We start from the raw sequence: 17,319 nt of genomic DNA on the forward strand, positions 1-17,319 counted from the left end.
CCCGGACGCTCGCGCGCCGGCAGGACACGAAGGTGACACAATGTCTGAATCGCTGAACTATTATGTTACGGCCTATTATCGTTTTACTAAACTGGCGGATCTGCCAGCCATCCAAAAAGCTCTGGAAGACAAAGCGGAAGAACTTAACGTCAAAGGACTCGTGATCCTGGGCGATGAGGGCTACAACTCCACATGCGCAGCTTCTTCGATCGAATCCTTCGAAGCCTGGAAAACCTTTATCCGCGAGTACTTCAATTCTCCGGATCAGTTCTTCAAGGATTCAGAATCCACGAAGTCTCCGTTCCGTCGCTTCAAGGTCAAAGTCCGCAATGAAATCGTGACCACGGGTATTCCTGGAGTGATGCCTCCGGAAGGTGTCAATCATCACCTGTCCCCGACAGAGTGGAACAAGGTCATGAAAGAAGAGACTGATTACGTCATGATCGACACGCGCAACTGGTACGAGTACAAAATCGGCACCTTCAAGGGCGCGCTGAATCCGAACATTGAAAAGTTCACCGAATTCCCGCAATACATCGAGGCCCAGGGCATCCCTAAAGACAAAAAGATGCTGATTTTCTGCACCGGCGGCATTCGCTGTGAAAAAGGCATTCTGGAACTTCAGGACAAGGGCTACAACAACGTCTTCCAATTGGACGGCGGCATTCTGAATTACATGAAAGAGTACCCGAACGATCAGTTCGAGGGCGAGTGCTTCGTCTTTGATCATCGTGTGGCGGTGGATCAGAACCTGCAACCATCCACCAAGTTCGGTCTGTGCCCGCACTGTGGTCAGCCCGCGACAATCAATGTCGACTGCAAACGCTGTGATTCCCATGCACTGGTTTGCGAAGACTGCATCAAAATCGATTACGCCAAAGACACTTGTTCTAGAAACTGCGCTTACCAGCTGGAAAAACATCCGGCCCGCAAAGGCCAGAAACAACTGGTGCCATTTGAAATTGAAAAGATGAAAGCCGAAGGCAAGGACACCGGAGCAGTTCCGCAAATCCGTGTGACCCGCACGAAGTATATTTCTTTGAACAAGAACGGCGAAGCGGAAACCCGCTCCACCAAAGAGACTGCTGAATAGGCGCCAGTCGCGAAAGCTGAAGTAGCTATCTATTTCCCTGAGGGGGCTTTCTGAGCCCTCTCTATATCCCGCGCGAACAAGCTGACAACCCAGGAATCATTCACACCCACACGGGTGCTGTTGAACTGCACTTTCACCTTGGAACGGTAAGCGGGATCATAACCAATCGCTTTGGCATCAAGACCTGCGCTATTTAAGAACTTGGACATCTCTGAAGCAGCTTCGTCAGCGTTGAACTCGCCCCCGGCATTGATGTTTTTTTCCATTTGATCACAGAAATCCAACGTCGCCGAATCGCGGGCCAGCTCAGGTTTCGCAGCCACGGCGCGCGCCAGATAGTGCATGTTGTAGCTTTTTTGCAGAATCTGATCCATGTCGGCCGTGTGCTTTTGCAGGTAATCTCCGGCGCGATAGATCTCGTAATAGAACTCTGCTTTTTTCAGCAGGCCCTGATCGTTCTGTGCATCTGCATTCATAATCTGCTCCACCACTTGCTCCATGCCCGGGGCACGGAAGATAAATCGCAAGATCGGCGCAGCCGTTTCAACCATCGGGTCATGATTCCCATCCGACAAACTGCTGAAGAAGTATTTCGCCGAAGCATTCTGCGGATCACGCAAAAGACCGCTTTGCGCTGCTTTTTCAAGGTTGCGACAGCCATCTACCAAAGGTTTGCGGGGATCCGCAAAGTCCTTTAACAAAACATCAACAGTGTCTTGAGCCAGTTTTTCACGCGCATTCAACACCGGTGTAGTCGCGGGTGTTGCGGAAGATGTTTCGGCTGTCTCGGAAGATTTATCAGAATTGCTTGTTACCGAGGATTCCGCAGCCTCAGTGCTGCTGGCGTGAGCATTTTTTTGCAAAGCTGGAGGCGTCAGCGCTTTCTTAAGATCAGAAGCTGAGGGAAGTTTGGAAAGACCCCAGAATAAGAAACCCACCAGACCTACTGCTGAAATGACAAAGCTGATTCCCAGAATTTTTAGCAAGTTTTTCGCATTCATATTCACGCCTCCTGCAACACAGTCGAACTGAACCATGAAAAGCGAGTACTGACAATGATACATGGTGCTATATTAGAATTATTAATAATGAGGGGTTGACCCCTCGGCGCTTTGCACCTATACCTATGTTTCCTTGTCGCGGGGTGGAGCAGTCTGGTAGCTCGTCGGGCTCATAACCCGAAGGCCGTAGGTTCAAATCCTGCCCCCGCAACCAATAAAGGCTCGATGGTAAACCATCGGGCCTTTTCCATTTTTAGGCCTTTTGTTTTAAGCGCTCTATCGAGCGCGTCTCCACAAAACTCGATTCGCAACATGGAACTGTTCCATCACGCCCTGACTTTCAAGGCAGGACAATGCAAGCTCTGTCACTTGAATCGCCTCCGGATAATCTTGCCAGCGGATCCAATACAGATGAACACCTTCCAGCGTATCAGCAGCATTCGGATTTATTTGCACCATGCGCGTGATTTCACTCATCGGAAAGCGCAGAACACTGTCACTGCAATCCAAAGCCAGTGCGTTCCCTGCAAGCCCAAACACCACAAACAAAACCAAGAATAACTGCTTCATATAATCTCCTGATTAAATGATTTCGGGGATTTCGTAATTTTCGTCAATGCCGATCTCAATTTTTAGTAAATCTCTCACTATTTATCCAGCCTGGAAATATCTGCCCACATAAAGGGCATTATCGTTCTCAAATAGTTAATTTCTTGGATTATTTTGGATTTATACTTGCGCACAGGGACCCTCCCGTTCTAAGGCTTTTATTCAACACTTAACAGGAGGACATCTATGATCATGAGCACAGCCCAATTCATCCGTAAAGGACTGGAACCCCAGCACTTGGTCTCTTCTTTAAGTTTTGTGGTTTTTCTGCTTTCCGGCATCTTCGCCACGGACAACATGTGGGTTTCCATCACGGCTGCGGTATTTCTGGGTGTTGCCGTCATGTCATCTGTCCATCATGCCGAAGTCATCGCCCACAAAATCGGCGAAGGCCTGGGCACCCTGGTTCTTGCCCTTTGCGTGACAATCATCGAAGTCGGGCTGATCGTATCTTTGATGAACCAGTCCACCGTCAGCGCGGATTCGGCAGTATTGGCTCGTGACACCGTGTTTGCTGCGGTGATGATCATCACCAACGGGATGGTGGCGCTATGCCTGATTCTGGGCGGAATGAAGTACAAAGAGCAGGAGTTCCAGGTTCAAGGCTCAAAGAGCCTGATGGTTGTCTTGATGACCCTGGCACTTTTGGTGTTTGTGCTTCCGAACTACACCACAACCACGTCCGTAGGGACCTACAATCCCCCACAAATGATCTTTATCGGCATTATCTGCGTGGTCTTGTATCTTCTGTTCATTCTTTTCCAGACCACCACACACAAAACATACTTCGAGGCCGTGGACACCAAAAGTGATATTTCACCGATTGAGTCCACCCATGAAATCACCAAAGCCGATGCATGGCTGAGTTTCATTTCTTTGTCAGTCAGTCTGATTGCGGTGATTGGTCTTGCGAAAATGATTTCACCATTGATCGAACAGGGCGTGGACTACGTTGGGGCACCGAAATCCATGGTGGGTCTGCTGATTGCGGGTATCGTCCTTTTGCCTGAGACTTGGGCCGCGATCAATGCCGCTCGCGCCAACCGTCTGCAAACAAGTTTGAATCTGGCGCTGGGTTCCGGCATCGCCAGTATTGCGCTGACCATTCCCACAGTCATTGTGTTCTGCCTTTTCACAAACCAGACCCTGATGTTGGGTCTTGATAACAAGAACATGGTCTTTTTGATCATGACATTTATGGCGGGGACGATCACTTTGGGCACAGGAAAGGCCACTCTGCTTCAGGGCGCCGTTCACGGTGTGATTCTATTAACTTATTTTGTGATGTCCTTCATCCCTTAAGAGGATTTTATGAGCGAAGACAGATTCGTGGATCTTGAAATAAAGCTGACTCATCAGGAACAAAAACTGGAAGAGCTGCACCAGGTGCTTTACGAACAGCAAAAGACCATCGACAAACTGGAGACCCTGCTGCAGGGTCTGACCAGTCGATTAAAAGAGCTGCTGGGCTCAGAGGGTGACGAGATTCGCGGCAATGAAAAGCCGCCTCACTACTAGATATCTTTTTCAGAAGCCTGATACAGCGGCAGTGCCGGGGGAACAACCCCCTGCTGCTTCATCAGTTCAGGATCACGCAACTGGATCTTGATTGAATTAAAGCCATGGCGATCAATGAAACGAATCACGGTTTCATCCCCATCAGCCTGCGCACCGGATACAAACAGGTGCATATCAAACAGAGGGCGAATAGCTCTCAGACGCAAAACCCCGTCAGCCACATCCCAAAGACCCTGTCCATCACCCAGCTTATCCACCTGATAATAGAATTTGCCGTTCGTGAACAAAGCCATGCGCATTGGATAGTCAGAACCGGTTTCAAGAAGTTTTACCTGATCCAATTTTTCCGGAGCGCTGGGCATTTGCTCCGCCGGATTTACGAAGCGGCTATAAAATTCCACATCTCGTTTATTTGCAGTCATGGAGCTGATCGGAGAACAAGCCGCAAACAAAGTACACAATGACAACGCCAGGATGATTTTGGATTTAAACATGAAGTAATGATGACGTTGAGCTGATCTCAAGTCAACTCAGGACCCAGACCGCGCCTGGATACAAAGCACGTCACATCGTTCGTTGTGCTTAATTCCTGAATGCGCCTTCACCCATTTCAATTGAACATCCCGCACCGCCAGCAACTGATCCAGCTGTTTCAGCTGACTCACCTGCGGAATCGGCTGCCCCCGGGACTTCACCCACCCCAGAACTTTCCATTCCGGGACCTTTTGCAGGGTTTCAATCAGGACACGCGAATCGGTGTAAAGTTCAATACGGGAATTTTCCGGCAAAGACGACAGCGCCTCAATGGCCGCCTGAAACTCCATCTGATTGCTGGTGGGCCTTAAATGTGTCCCGCTGGCTTCGCGAAGAACCCGATCCCGACGGACAATAACATAGGCCCAGGAACCACGGCCGTTTTTAACGCTGCCGTCGGTGTACACTTCAAAGCGCGGCAGAAAGAATCTGCGCACCTTGTGAATAACAGATTGAATGAAACTTAGGATAACCCCTGCTTCGTCACCCACATGGCAACTTCCACAGAAGTGTTCACGCCCAATTTAGTCATGATATTGGTCTTGTGTGTTTTGATCGTCTGGTCCGAACAGCCCAGAACCTCGGCGATCTCTTTATTGGAGCGGCCTGTGGCAATCATTCTTGCGACTTCGACCTCTCGTTTGGTCAGAATCTCGACGCCCGCCTTATCAATGGCCTGGCGGATATTATCAGACAAGAAACGCTCTCCTTTTTTCAACGCCAGCAATGCCTTTGGTACATCTTCAAGATAGGAACCTTTGCTGACAATGGCCACCACCGGAGAATTCCAATACGTCTTCAAAATGGCAGATTCCAGTGACTGCGTGAAAACGATCACGCGGATGGATGCGTTGAACTTGCGAATGAATTCCAGAACTTCAAAGCCACTGGATCCCCGAAGATGATGATCCAGCAAAACCACCGAAGGATTTTCGGTCTGAATCATTTGCAGGGCACGAACCGCTTCTTCCGCTTCCCCCACAACGGTGAAAGTGTCAGAAAGGCGCTCCACTTCAGTTTTCAAACCGGCGCGGACAATCGGATGGTCATCAATAATCAAAACTTTTTCCAAGCTCATATCAAAATTGTTTACGCCCGGCCCAAAAAAGTCAATTCCGGGGGGACTCAGGTTCTCGCCGCATCGCTTCGCCACAGGCGCCCCGTGACAAGTGGACTTCAGCCCCTCTAAAATGGGCCCGATTTTTAAGGAGTTGTCCCTTGGCATTTCGTTGGATCGGCAAATCAGAAGACGGCAAATCAGTCACCCTCAAACACCTTGAGGACTGCAAACTAAACACACCCCCCTACGCAACCACGACCTGGGTTCGGGACAATGCCGACATCGTTCGCGTTGCCGCCATTTTAGACGTTGAAACCACAGGTCTGAATCAGGCAGAGGACACCATTATCGAAATCGGAATTCGCCAGTTCCTTTTCAATAAAAACACGGGCGAAGTCCTGGCCATCACCAAATCATATTCAAGCTTCCAGGATCCGGGCAGACCCATCAGTCCCGAAATTCAGGGACTGACCGGAATCACCGACGAAATGGTCGCGGGCAAGCAGATTGACTGGACGACTGTCGATGCTCTTTTAAATGAATGTCAGCTGATCATCGCTCACAACGCGAAGTTTGACCGCCCGTTCATCGATCGCAGATCCAAAACATCCCCTGAACGCGTGTGGGCTTGTTCGTTTAAACAGGTTGAATGGTCCGACAAGGGATTCACCAGCCCGAAGCTGGAGCTTTTGAATATCTACCACGGGTTCTTTACGGATTCCCACCGTGCGATCAACGACGTGGATGCTTTGCTTTATTTGCTGAGTCTTCCAGATGCTGAAACACAGAAGCCTTACCTTTTTGAGCTGATCAACAATGCCCGCCGCCCCATGACTCATGTGATTGCGACTTCGGCACCTTTTGAATCCAAAGACCACCTGAAGGGTCGCGGTTATAACTGGGACAGCATCAATCGTTTCTGGTCTAAAATCATTTTCAAAGACGAAGTCCCGGATGAAACCAAATGGCTTGAAGAGACCGTTTATTGCGGCCCCTTCGGCGGCATGACCCGGGATATCGCCTTGGTGGATGGGTTTAAGTCCTGATCATCTTTTCAGATCAACGGGGCTGCGCTTTATGGCAGCCCCAGGTGCAGAAGCTAACTTACGGCGTCCCGAGATAATATCACCTACCTCAAGCATGCTTAGTTTCACCTGTGACTCATTTACTTCGCCCTCATTTGTTGCCTTTTCATAGTAAGCTTTCGACTTAATCGCCATCTCACGATCCAAAGTCACTGTCGCTCTCAATCTATAGACAGCTCCCATAGCCACCAGACAGGGTCCACAATCTGAATAGTGTTTTAGTCCTTTCATCAATACGGACTCAACTTCATCAAGATGCTTTTTACCTTCATCGGTTCTGAAGTCATAACCTAAACCTTTGAAGTACATATCTTGCGCCTTGCCGTTATACGCGTAAGCAAGCCCCATCCTGGCGACACCGTAGCCACCGGTCTTCATCACCGCCTCACCAAGTTCAATCGCATCATCCCATCTCTTCAGCTGACTGAGGATAGACATAAGATTGCCTTGCACCCAGGTATTCTCAGGATCTTTCATTGCCCCGTTTTTATAATAAGTAATTCCCTTATCGATCTCGCCTTTTTCAATGAGAATTTCCGCGATACTTACCATTGCGCTGCTTTTATCACCATTATTCTCGGCAAGCTCCAGAGCTTTGAGATAAGCGCCCAGCGCGGCATCCTGTTTACCCAGTCTTTCAGCGACATTTCCCCCGAGATTATAGAAATTAAAATTTTTTGCCGCTACAGCATGATACTTATGGAAGTTTTCCGTGAGTCGGGCATTATCTTTCGCAAACCAGGCGCTCCAGGTCCTCTGCCGCAAAACCTCGGAATCCGAAGGATGCTCAACAGAGAGTGCTGCGAGAAATGCATCAGAGTACATATGATATTCCCGACCATCAACGGCATTGCTCTTATAGCCAACCCAACGTATCGCGCGAATCTTCTCAATCATAGCCTCTTTATTTTTCGGCTGTTCCGACAGGATATTATTCACTATATGCAGTGCTTGTCTGGCCGCAGACACCATCCCGGGACCTCTTTTATCAACAAGCTCCCGCGCGACAGATGGAGTATATCCTTTGGTTCGCGCTTCCCAGGTGTCGAGAGGTTCAAGCTTCTTAACCTCTACAGCCTGTGTTCCCGCACACTCGTATACATCCTGAACCGCCATCTTAAATTTGTCGGAATTTACGTCATTAACAGGTATCTCAACCGAACGAAAGAATGAGACATCCCTGACTTCAAATCCACTCTTTGTTTTGATAAATGTTCTATACAATGCAAACCATGGAGTTATAACGGTGCAACCTTCGGGAAAACCGACAAAATCAAACCCCGAGACAACCAACACTGTTTCTTCAGAAGAGCGAGCCTCAATGTTAAGATCAGTCACCCTTCTTGTGCCTGCAACTGACAACAATCCCCTCAAAGTGAAAGACAATGGAGCGTAGAAATACTTCTTCCCCTCCTTCTCTTTCACCACAACCTCACCGACAGCTTTCTCAACCCCTTTAACCTGAGATGCGATGCGAGTCTTGAAATCAACCCCCTCATAATGAGGCCGTGTTTTTTCGCTGTCTGTTCGATTAAACAACATCAAAAGCTTGCCGGCATCAACCTGACTGCTGGTAAGTGCCGTTTCAGCAACATATTTGGCAAACCCACCTGTCAGTTCAAAAGAAGAAGTTGTTTCCGCACTCATATCTTCTCTGATGATATATTCTTTTCGGACCTTTAGAGCACTCTTGCCTTCCGCCGGGTAAGGAATCTTTTCAAGCTCCACCGCGCGACCAGACACCTCAAGAGCATAGGAACCGGCAATATCGTTGAAAACGTAACCTGCATTACTAACCACATTTGTCGGATCAACCCAAATAATCTGCTCGCCATCTCTGACTTTCACGATGGCATGATTGAAGCGCTGGGCGGGCAGCTTGAGGTCTATCGGATCCACTACGATCACTCCCAGTTGCGGCACACTGAGCTTTCTCATTGTCATTGCCACTTCCGCATCAATATTCATTTTTTTCAGGATCGCCACCGTGGCAAGCGAAAAGTCTTTGCAATCTCCCGTTTTTGAGGCAGCAATCTGTTTCAAAGACTTTGGAATGAACATCTTTTCAAAACTCGTCCAGTCCCCTGAGTAAGTCATGCTCGTTTGAAGCTCAGATGTTACGATATCGATCTTTTCAATGATACTTGCACCCTTAACAGCTTTATCCGCAATTTTCTGAAGGACTGCAGGAAGTGGCACATTTTTTAATTCTTTTTCATAGCGTTGGGCAATAGGCTCGACGTAAGTCTTCCATGAGTTCATAGTACTTACTTCCACCATTGTGATCTGGTTCTTTCGAATATGCGGATTTAACTCAAGGGGAACTTTGTAGATCTTCTTTGTTTGTCGAATCTCCAGAACATACAGATTTCCCTCTTTGCGAGGGCTTACTGCCAATGACTTCCAGGGATCCGTCACGGCCATATTCAATGGAAGTTCAGACTTGATGATTGTATAAGAACCCTCTTCGGGGACAGACGTACCAAATACGAACTGCATCGCAAAATGACCTGGGACCAATGTTTTCAACTGCTGATCGCGATACTTGTACTTAATCTGGGAGCCAATTTTGATATTTGTAAAAGGAATCACCATCTCTTGATTGTGAGTAAGACCTCCCTGGGGACCGGCGACAGCTCTGGCCTTGATTGTATTCAATTTTACCGGCACATCCATTCCATCCGTTACACTTGAGGCCTTAAGCACAGTCACTTTGTTCACGTCAGGAATAAATGGAATGCTTTTAAGAACAAGTGAGTTCCGACCCTGCTCATTCAGCACTTTAAGGGTGATGTCAGAGACAATTTCAGAGGACCCGTCTTTTGAAACCGAGATCTCATCATTTGAAGAAACAATTTCATACGGCGCACTTTCCAAAGGTGCCCAATCAGCAAGAACCGGTAACGACTTCAAACTAAAAAAAATGGAGATAAACAAGATTTTAGTCATATTCTCTGGATCGGATATCCATGGAAGGACTTAACAGCATTAAGTTTATTTCACAATCCATCTCATTTCGAAACAAAAAAGCCACCCTATTATTCAGGTGGCTTTACGGAAAGCTGCATTTTTTAACAAATTAACGGGGAATTGCGGCAAGACAGCTCTTCAAAGATGTACCGCCACCGACTTTGCGGGCTTTCTTGATATCGTACACGATGAAGCGCTCAAACAGGTCCGCATTGCCATCAGAAACACACATGAAGTTTTCTGTCGCCTGCGCCACAAGAGTCTCACAGTTCTTTCTTGTCGTTGCTCCACCAAAAGCAGCTCCAGAATTCAAATCTGTTGGCAGAAAACGCTCAAACAAATCCGCATTACCATCAGAAATACAAACCAAAGAGGAACGAACTTCTGGTTTTTGGTAACGACTCAAAACCAACTCCAACCTGTCCAGACTGTCACGGACCTCTTCATAATCCGCATAGATCAACTGACCTTCCACGCCCTTCAAGTGAGCCGACAGCTTTTGAGCTCGCTCCGTCAAAGATGCCTTGGCCGCCTGAGCTCCCGCCCCGCCCGCCGCCAACACCAAACCAATAACCAAAAACACTAACTTTTTCATATATGACCTTTCTGGAAAAAACTCATTTCCAATGCTGATCGAACTTTGAGCAAGGGGTGTGCCCTGTCAAACCCATCCAGCCGGCAGTTGATGTCATCGCAGTCCCCGCCTTCTACATTTCAAGACGAACTGTCCTGAAATCCGGAAAATAGGATGACTTTTGACACGCCTGCGGACCAAAACGATCTTTCCCCGGATGGAGTGATAAAATGGACTCGCTGGAGGCCAGCTATGGAAAGCAACACGCTACAATCCTTGGAGGTCATTAAGGACATCTATAATGTCGACCAGTTGCTTTCTGGAAAAGAATACATTCGCGAGTTGGTACACCGTCTGGCGACCACCCTGGACGTCAAATACGTGATGGTTGGTCACGCCTTAGAGCCCGAACGAAAATCCATCCAAACCGATTTTCTATGGGCCGACAATGGCTTCACTGACAACGTCGTTTATAGCCTTGAAGACACTCCATGCACTCAGGTGCTTTGCGGCACCCGGGTGGCCTGCTTTTCCACGAATGTACAAAAAGAGTTCCCCAAAGATCAGATGCTGAAGGATATGAATGTTCAATCCTATCTTGGGGCCCCGTTTCTTCACACCGACGGGCGTCTGATCGGCCTGCTGGTCATTATGGACGACAAACCCTTTACAAATCTGGAACTACCCACCGCGATCGTCGAATTCTTCGCCGCCCGCATAGGCACTGAGTACCGCCGTCTGGCCGCCGAGGATTCACTGAAAAGAATCAACGAAAGCCTGGAGCGTCTGGTAAATGAGCGAACCAGTGAACTGCAGAAAGCCTTCGCCTCGCTGCAGGCCACACAGAAACAACTGATCTCGCAGGAAAAACTCGCGACCATCGGCAGAATCACGTTTGGCATTGCCCATGAATTGAAGAATCCACTGAACATCATCATCAACGCTTCGGAACTGCTTCAAGATGAGGACCTGGATAAAGAGTCCCACTTGCGCGCCATCGAGATGATTCAGCAGCACAGTGTGCGTGCCAATGACATCATCACCAATATGCTAAAACAGGCACGCCAGGAAACAAGCCAGGAACCGGAATGGGTCAATTTTTCCACTCTGGTCGAACGGGCCTTGGATATGTTTTTACGATCCATCTCTGATATCGACCTGAAAACTGCTTTGGTTAAAAAGATCCGCATTGCTCCCCAGGTCCAGACAAAATTGGTGGATGCTCCGGCCATGGAGCGAGTTTTTATTAACATCATCGACAATGCCCTTTATGCCCTGAATGAAAAATTCCAAAGAAACCGCACGACTTTTGTTCCGGAACTGCAGGTCGAGCTGACCCCCGGGAAAACTTTGTGCCGCCTGACGATTCGGGACAACGGAACCGGCATTCCGCAAAATCACCTGCCCAATGTGTGTGATGAATTCTACACCACAAAACCTCCGGGCGAAGGAACCGGCCTGGGACTGTGGATTGCCAAGCAGAATGTTGAAAAGAACCGCGGGTCTTTCCAGATCATGAGCAAGGAAAATGAATTCACCCAAATCACGATTGAACTTCCCAGCGCCCAACGCGTGGCAGAGGTCAGCCTATGAATGCGTCAGCCCCCCTGGATGTCGTCGTCGTCGATGACGAACGCAGCGTCGGAGCGCTGTGCGAACTGAAATTCAGAAAGCCCATCGAAAAAGGCAACATGCGATTTCATTACTTTGAAGACGCCCAGTCCTGCCTGACATATCTGGAAGGAGCAAAAAGAAATCCGGGCTCCGAAGTTTTATTCACTGACATCAATATGCCCAATGTCTCGGGATTTGAATTGCTTAAGAAGGTAAAGCAGCGTTTTCCGGACATTGATGTCTATATGATGAGTGCCTATGACGATGAACTTAGTATCCGAAAGTCCCTCAACCTTGGTGCACAGGGCTATTTTACAAAGCCGGTAAACTATAAGGAACTCATATCCCGTATCGAAAAAGAATATGGAGTCACCCTGGCTTGACGGCGGGCGGATCGTGCTCATCTTTAAGGAAGCCCCCAATAATGGGGAGAAAACGAGGTAACACGTGTCATACGTCTCTGGTTACGTCCCAGTCATTCCTCTGAAGAATTCCGTACTGTTTCCTGACATCAGTATGCCTTTAAGAATTGGACGTGAAAAAAGTATATCGGCTTTACAAAAAGCCCTGCGCGACAATCACTGGGTGATATTGCTGACGCAAAAAAATCCCAATGCGTCGGTGGATAAAATTGAAGACCTCTATCAGGTCGGAACCCTGGCGAAAGTTGAATCCTTCCGTATGGAAGAAGACGGAAGTTACAATATTTTCGTCAAAGCGCACCAGCGCATTCGCCTGATTCACAGCCGTGAATCCGACGGACATATTGAAGCTCAAACCGAAGCCGTGGAGGATACCGGAGGTCTGGATAAAAAGACCGAAGAAGCCCTGCTTTCCTCTTTGCGCCAACTCAGCGATGACCTCTTGGACCTTCTGCCCGGAAACACAAGGCAGATCCGTGAGATGATTGCTGAAATTGAAGATCTGCAGACACTCGTAAACATGTGTGCTGCCTACGCAGATATCAATATATCAGACAAACAGGAAATCCTGGAAATCCCGGTTTTGAAAGACCGTGCCCTGAAACTCCTGGACCGTCTGCAAGAACTGAAAGAACGCCTGAAAATTCAGCGCGGCATCCGCGACAAATTGCAGGAAAGCTTTCAACAGAATCAAAAAGAAAGCATTCTGCGCGAACAAATGCGCGTAATCCGCGAGGAGCTTGGCGACAACGAGGGCGAGGACCTTTTCACCAAATTCAAAGACAAGATTGATAAAGCTGGAATGCCAACGGAGGCGCTGGAGCTGGCAAAGAACCAGCTGCGACGACTGGAAACCTCCAACTCGGCGTCACCGGAATACCAGATGATTCGAACCCACCTTGAGTTGATGACAAGCCTTCCATGGAATCAGTCGTCAGCTCAACAGGATATCGATCTGGAAGCCGCTGAACGCGTGCTGAATGAGGACCACTATGGTCTGGATAAAATCAAAAAACGGATCCTGCAGCACTTGGCGGTCATGAAACTGCGCAAGTCACAGCAAGGGTCAATTCTGATGTTCATCGGCCCTCCGGGCGTGGGTAAAACATCTTTAGGCAAAAGCATTGCCCGCGCCCTGGGTAAAAAGTATGTACGCGTGGCTTTGGGTGGTGTTCGAGATGACGCGGAAATCCGCGGGCATCGCCGCACTTACATCGGCGCTCTGCCTGGCAGAATCATCGCGGGAATCAAAAAGGCAGGCGAGAATGATCCTGTCTTTATCCTGGATGAGATCGACAAACTGACCCGCGGCTTTGGCGGCGATCCCGCCAGTGCGATGCTGGAGGTTCTGGATCCTGAACAAAACAACACTTTCCAGGATCACTATCTGGACACGCCATTTGATTTATCGAAGGTGTTCTTTATTGCCACGGCCAACTCTCTGGAAGGCATTCCATTGCCACTGCTGGACCGTATGGAAGTGATTGACCTCAGTGGTTATACGATTGATGAAAAGCGCCAGATTGCGCGCAATCATTTATGGCCGAAACAGCTGAAAGAACATGGTTTGGAAGAAAACCAGCTGCAGATCACCGATCAGGCACTGACCAAACTTCTGACACATTACACCCGAGAAGCCGGTGTGCGCGATTTGCAAAGAAAAATTGCCAGCATCTGCAAACACATGAGTCTGAAGATCATCAAAGCTGAAGGACTTCCGTTGCAGGTCGAGGAAAAAGACCTTGAAGAAATCTTTGGTGCGGAAAGATTCTCGGCCGACATGATTGGCAGTCTGCTGCCACCAGGGGTGGTGACAGGACTGGCCTGGACCCCTGTGGGTGGAGACATTCTGTTTATCGAGTCCGCCCAGATGCCAGGCAAAGGCAATCTGCTGCTGACCGGTCAACTGGGTGAGGTCATGCAGGAATCCGCAAAAATTGCACTGACCCTGCTTAAGTCCCGGCTGCCGCTGTTGGATCCATTGCTGGACTTTGCAAAGAAAGACATTCACGTCCACGTCCCTGCCGGAGCCATCCCGAAAGACGGGCCTTCCGCCGGAATCACGATGCTGACTTCAATGGCCTCCATGCTAATGAATAAGCCGGTGGATCCGAAGATTGCCATGACCGGAGAGATCTCTTTACGGGGCAGCGTGATGCCTGTCGGCGGGATCAAGGAAAAGGTCATTGCCGCTCACCGGGCGGGTGTGCAGGAAATTCTTCTTTGCAAAAGAAACGAGAAGGATCTGAGAGAGATACCCGAGGATATTCGCAAAGACCTGCGCTTCCACTTTGTCGAGGATGTGAATGAAGTTCTGAAGATCACTTTGGGTGTCAATGTGCCCAAGTGGGACCAGGTGCAGCTTCCCCCGCCATCCCCGCTTAGCTCCACAGATGCAGGGACATAAAACATGTAACCACCGAGATCAGGGCCGTCAGTGGAAAACCGATTTTCAGGAAATCAACAAATCGGTAATTCCCCGGCCCCAGAATCAGTAAATTACCATGATGCCCGATCGGAGTCAGGAAAGACGCAACGGCTCCGACGGTCACACAAACCACCGCCGCCGTTGGAGAAACACCGGCGGTTTTTGCAAACGCTATCGCAATCGGCGCAATCAACACGGTTGTTGCCGCGTCTGAAAGAATCTGGGTCAGCAGTCCTGCAGCAACAAAGAACGTCATCATGATCGCCCACGGTTCCCAGTGCGCAATCACTCTAGCCAGGCTTTCAGCAAACAAAGTGGCCAGTCCCGTTTTTTCCATGGCGATACCCAAAGGAATCACCCCGGCAATCATCACAAATATTTTTACTTCGATGGATTCATAAGCCTGCCGCACGGAAATGCATTTGCTTAAAACCATCGCCACAGCCCCCATCATAAATGCAATATGCGGTGGCAAAGTTTCAGTAGCCGCCACAAGAACCGACACCCCCATAATGAGAGCCGCAATTTTGGCTTTGACCCGTTTTTTGGGCCGAACATTCATTGGAAACAACATCAGAAGCTGGCTGTATTTGGCGTTGATTTCATCCAGCTGATTTTCGTGACCCCAGAGAATAATCAAGTCCCCCTCACGCAGACGCACTTGAGAAAGCTCATGATACATCCAGCCGCCCCGGCGCCAAAGGCCAATGACGATCACCCCCATGGTGCGAACAAAATCAATTTCACCGACACTTTTCCCCACCAAAGACGACTGAGGTGCGACCAGGGCCTGCACGATCATGGGTTCTGCCATCTTACTGTGACCGTCGTCGGCGGTGGCGATTTCTTCGCCGTATTTTTTTACTGTTCGCAAAGCCAGACCCATTTTTTCATCCACCGAAAGCAATTCATCGGGGGATGTTTTGACCAGCAAGACATCATGCTCTTCCAATTGAACTTCCGCCTCCAGTGTTGAAATCCGTGTGCCATTTCTTTTTAAGCCCACAATTTCAAACCGCTTGGCCGTATCTTTCTGAAACTGTGGCAAGTCCATTCCCGCCCAGCGCGATCCCGGTGTCACCACCAGCTCTGTGAACAGCTCATCAATTCGGAACTTTTCATCATGGTGATCTCGCCCCGATGTCTTTGGCAAAACCCACAACAAAAGCAAAATCAGCATAAAGCTGACGCCAACCAAAACCGCCCCCAAAGGAGTCACAGAAAATAAGCGCAGAGCCGGCTCTCCGGAACGCTTTAACACGCTATTTGCCAGCAGGAATGCCGGTGCACCAATCAAAGTCAGCGTCGTTCCCAGCGATGCCGCCGTCGCCATCGGTATCAACAATCGAGAAGAAGGCAAGTCTTGCTCGCGACACAGTCGCATCACAATAGGAAGCATCATGGCCGTGACCATCAAGTGATGAGTGAAGGCGGAAAGGGCCGCCACCGTCGTCATGATCACAAGATTTGCCGTCCACTGATTTTTTCCCGCCACCCGACTGACAGCATTGCCTATGGCATCAGTAAGTCCCGTGGCGGACAGACCCGCCGACAGAACAAAAACCGCCACCACAATCAACGCCGGCTCACTAGAAAATCCTGCAAAGGCCTCTTTAGGATCCAAAATACGGGTCACGGCCAAAGACAGAATGATGAGAAGCGCGGTCATATCCACGCCCAGCTTTTCACTGACAAAAAAGTACAATGCCAACGCCAGTATGATTAGAAACGTGATCTGATTTAAATCCATCTGACAATTATGAACCCGCCACAGGTGAAAACCTAATTTCAACTGGGAAAGCTCATTCCTTTACTGCAAGACCACCAACACCAAAGCGGTGGTGGATCGGGCCATTTCTTCAAACACTCCGGTTTTATTCTGAGCCGGTGCTGCCCCGGTGGCTTCGGCCGATGACTTCACTTCGTAGTCATCGGTTTTGAAAAGTTCACTGAGCTTGGAAGGACGCTCCGTCATATTGTGCGTATCCACAGAATCAATCTTCAGATCCTGCTGCAAAAAATATTTAATGGAGTCGGCCCGATCTTTGGCCAAAGATATTTGTCTGGCAGAGGCTTTTTCATCCTTCGCCGGATACTCGCGATCTCCCCAGCTTAAAACCCGCACGGATTTGATCTTGTCAGACTCGCGCAGTGAGGTGAAGAATGATCGCAGTTCTTTTTTCTCTTCATTGTTCAGATTGTTTTTTCCCGGCTCAAAAAAGACAGGTGCAACCTGGGATGCGCCCAACATACGGGCTGTTGCCAGCTCGACATCCGGTTGTGCGTAAGTGATGGCGCCTACAAAACCCAAAGCAAGCGCCAGACGAATAATTGCAGTCATTGATACCCTCCTTGTTATCTCACAAGAAAGGTATTGCAAGAGAATCACCAGGCTTAAAACGTATAAAATC

Annotated in this window: 16 protein-coding genes and 1 tRNA gene; 8 read left to right on the forward strand and 9 right to left on the reverse strand. The window is 49.0% G+C overall.

The features are described 5' to 3' along the window. Positions 1 to 40: 40 nt before the first annotated feature. Positions 41 to 1,093, forward strand: coding sequence for a rhodanese-related sulfurtransferase (locus ACNQKP_RS15080; protein WP_417865653.1), 1,053 nt, complete (start codon positions 41 to 43; stop codon positions 1,091 to 1,093). A 29-nt stretch (positions 1,094 to 1,122) separates the two neighbouring features. Here the strand turns inward: ACNQKP_RS15080 and ACNQKP_RS15085 are convergent, their stop codons facing one another. Next, positions 1,123 to 2,094, reverse strand: coding sequence for a hypothetical protein (locus tag ACNQKP_RS15085; RefSeq protein WP_417865655.1), 972 nt, complete (start codon positions 2,092 to 2,094; stop codon positions 1,123 to 1,125). 137 nt (positions 2,095 to 2,231) lie between these two features. On the opposite strand from ACNQKP_RS15085, the gene ACNQKP_RS15090 reads away from it, so the two are divergent. Next, positions 2,232 to 2,308, forward strand: a tRNA-Met gene (locus tag ACNQKP_RS15090). A 62-nt stretch (positions 2,309 to 2,370) separates the two neighbouring features. Here ACNQKP_RS15090 and ACNQKP_RS15095 read toward each other — a convergent pair. After that, complete coding sequence (locus ACNQKP_RS15095) at positions 2,371 to 2,664, reverse strand: hypothetical protein (RefSeq protein ID WP_417865657.1); 294 nt, start codon at positions 2,662 to 2,664, stop codon at positions 2,371 to 2,373. A gap of 225 nt (positions 2,665 to 2,889) precedes the next feature. Here ACNQKP_RS15095 and ACNQKP_RS15100 point away from each other — a divergent pair, with 225 nt between their 5' ends. Both ACNQKP_RS15100 and ACNQKP_RS15105 read left to right on the forward strand, forming a co-directional pair. Next, a complete protein-coding gene (locus ACNQKP_RS15100) occupies positions 2,890 to 4,005 on the forward strand; it encodes a calcium:proton antiporter (protein ID WP_417865659.1) in 1,116 nt (371 codons plus the stop codon). A gap of 9 nt (positions 4,006 to 4,014) precedes the next feature. Then, entirely contained in the window at positions 4,015 to 4,221 is a 207-nt protein-coding gene (locus tag ACNQKP_RS15105; protein ID WP_417865661.1) for a SlyX family protein, read from the forward strand. Here ACNQKP_RS15105 and ACNQKP_RS15110 read toward each other — a convergent pair. Genes ACNQKP_RS15110 through ACNQKP_RS15120 form a run of 3 tightly spaced genes read right to left on the reverse strand, consistent with a single transcriptional unit; the run spans position 4,218 to position 5,833 of the window. Further along, positions 4,218 to 4,715, reverse strand: coding sequence for a transposase (locus tag ACNQKP_RS15110; RefSeq protein ID WP_417865663.1), 498 nt, complete (start codon positions 4,713 to 4,715; stop codon positions 4,218 to 4,220). The genes ACNQKP_RS15105 and ACNQKP_RS15110 overlap by 4 nt on opposite strands. Positions 4,716 to 4,751: 36 nt before the next feature. After that, positions 4,752 to 5,246 (reverse strand): ribonuclease H family protein, encoded by a 495-nt coding sequence (locus ACNQKP_RS15115; RefSeq protein WP_417865665.1) that lies wholly within the window; start codon positions 5,244 to 5,246, stop codon positions 4,752 to 4,754. Beyond that, entirely contained in the window at positions 5,219 to 5,833 is a 615-nt protein-coding gene (locus tag ACNQKP_RS15120) for a LuxR C-terminal-related transcriptional regulator (protein ID WP_417865667.1), read from the reverse strand. Before ACNQKP_RS15120 ends, ACNQKP_RS15115 begins: the two co-directional genes overlap by 28 nt. Before the next feature lie 140 nt (positions 5,834 to 5,973). Here ACNQKP_RS15120 and ACNQKP_RS15125 point away from each other — a divergent pair, with 140 nt between their 5' ends. After that, positions 5,974 to 6,861 carry a 3'-5' exonuclease gene (locus ACNQKP_RS15125; RefSeq protein WP_417865669.1) on the forward strand — a complete coding sequence of 296 codons (888 nt, stop codon included), beginning with the start codon at positions 5,974 to 5,976 and terminating at the stop codon, positions 6,859 to 6,861. On the opposite strand, the gene ACNQKP_RS15130 is transcribed toward ACNQKP_RS15125, so the two are convergent. Together ACNQKP_RS15130 and ACNQKP_RS15135 are read right to left on the reverse strand one after the other, a co-directional pair. Continuing rightward, positions 6,862 to 9,849, reverse strand: a complete 2,988-nt coding sequence (locus ACNQKP_RS15130) for a DUF3857 domain-containing protein (RefSeq protein WP_417865671.1) — start codon at positions 9,847 to 9,849, stop codon at positions 6,862 to 6,864. Between the two features lie 130 nt (positions 9,850 to 9,979). Then, positions 9,980 to 10,465, reverse strand: coding sequence for a hypothetical protein (locus tag ACNQKP_RS15135; RefSeq protein WP_417865673.1), 486 nt, complete (start codon positions 10,463 to 10,465; stop codon positions 9,980 to 9,982). Positions 10,466 to 10,696: 231 nt separating this feature from the next. Between ACNQKP_RS15135 and ACNQKP_RS15140 the strand changes: the two genes are divergently transcribed. From ACNQKP_RS15140 to lon, 3 genes are all read left to right on the forward strand, one after another. Then, on the forward strand, positions 10,697 to 12,037 hold the full coding sequence (locus ACNQKP_RS15140; RefSeq protein WP_417865675.1) for an ATP-binding protein: 1,341 nt from the start codon (positions 10,697 to 10,699) through the stop codon (positions 12,035 to 12,037). Continuing rightward, positions 12,034 to 12,441 carry a response regulator gene (locus tag ACNQKP_RS15145; RefSeq protein WP_417865677.1) on the forward strand — a complete coding sequence of 136 codons (408 nt, stop codon included), beginning with the start codon at positions 12,034 to 12,036 and terminating at the stop codon, positions 12,439 to 12,441. Before ACNQKP_RS15140 ends, ACNQKP_RS15145 begins: the two co-directional genes overlap by 4 nt. A gap of 64 nt (positions 12,442 to 12,505) precedes the next feature. Then, entirely contained in the window at positions 12,506 to 14,887 is a 2,382-nt protein-coding gene (lon, locus tag ACNQKP_RS15150) for an endopeptidase La (RefSeq protein ID WP_417865679.1), read from the forward strand. Here lon and ACNQKP_RS15155 read toward each other — a convergent pair. Together ACNQKP_RS15155 and ACNQKP_RS15160 are read right to left on the reverse strand one after the other, a co-directional pair. After that, the gene (locus ACNQKP_RS15155) at positions 14,862 to 16,658 is read right to left on the reverse strand and encodes an SLC13 family permease (RefSeq protein WP_417865680.1); all 1,797 of its coding nucleotides are present in this window, start codon (positions 16,656 to 16,658) and stop codon (positions 14,862 to 14,864) included. The two genes, lon and ACNQKP_RS15155, sit on opposite strands and share 26 nt — an antisense overlap. A gap of 60 nt (positions 16,659 to 16,718) precedes the next feature. Further along, positions 16,719 to 17,249, reverse strand: coding sequence for a hypothetical protein (locus tag ACNQKP_RS15160; protein ID WP_417865681.1), 531 nt, complete (start codon positions 17,247 to 17,249; stop codon positions 16,719 to 16,721). Positions 17,250 to 17,319 lie beyond the last annotated feature (70 nt).

It is taken from the genome of Bdellovibrio bacteriovorus (assembly GCF_048286975.1).
GTDB classification, from domain to species: domain Bacteria; phylum Bdellovibrionota; class Bdellovibrionia; order Bdellovibrionales; family Bdellovibrionaceae; genus Bdellovibrio; species Bdellovibrio bacteriovorus_H.

Excerpts from the sequence above, each read along its gene's own strand:
- ACNQKP_RS15135 (WP_417865673.1), bottom strand. The coding sequence starts at position 10,465 with ATGAAAAAGTTAGTGTTTTTGGTTATTGGTTTGGTGTTGGCGGCGGGC.
- ACNQKP_RS15140 (WP_417865675.1), top strand. The coding sequence starts at position 10,697 with ATGGAAAGCAACACGCTACAATCCTTGGAGGTCATTAAGGACATCTAT.
- ACNQKP_RS15145 (WP_417865677.1), top strand. The coding sequence starts at position 12,034 with ATGAATGCGTCAGCCCCCCTGGATGTCGTCGTCGTCGATGACGAACGC.
- ACNQKP_RS15105 (WP_417865661.1), top strand. The coding sequence starts at position 4,015 with ATGAGCGAAGACAGATTCGTGGATCTTGAAATAAAGCTGACTCATCAG.
- ACNQKP_RS15155 (WP_417865680.1), bottom strand. The coding sequence starts at position 16,658 with ATGGATTTAAATCAGATCACGTTTCTAATCATACTGGCGTTGGCATTG.
- ACNQKP_RS15120 (WP_417865667.1), bottom strand. The coding sequence starts at position 5,833 with ATGAGCTTGGAAAAAGTTTTGATTATTGATGACCATCCGATTGTCCGC.
- ACNQKP_RS15130 (WP_417865671.1), bottom strand. The coding sequence starts at position 9,849 with ATGACTAAAATCTTGTTTATCTCCATTTTTTTTAGTTTGAAGTCGTTA.
- ACNQKP_RS15110 (WP_417865663.1), bottom strand. The coding sequence starts at position 4,715 with ATGTTTAAATCCAAAATCATCCTGGCGTTGTCATTGTGTACTTTGTTT.
- ACNQKP_RS15080 (WP_417865653.1), top strand. The coding sequence starts at position 41 with ATGTCTGAATCGCTGAACTATTATGTTACGGCCTATTATCGTTTTACT.
- ACNQKP_RS15085 (WP_417865655.1), bottom strand. The coding sequence starts at position 2,094 with ATGAATGCGAAAAACTTGCTAAAAATTCTGGGAATCAGCTTTGTCATT.
- ACNQKP_RS15100 (WP_417865659.1), top strand. The coding sequence starts at position 2,890 with ATGATCATGAGCACAGCCCAATTCATCCGTAAAGGACTGGAACCCCAG.
- ACNQKP_RS15160 (WP_417865681.1), bottom strand. The coding sequence starts at position 17,249 with ATGACTGCAATTATTCGTCTGGCGCTTGCTTTGGGTTTTGTAGGCGCC.
- ACNQKP_RS15095 (WP_417865657.1), bottom strand. The coding sequence starts at position 2,664 with ATGAAGCAGTTATTCTTGGTTTTGTTTGTGGTGTTTGGGCTTGCAGGG.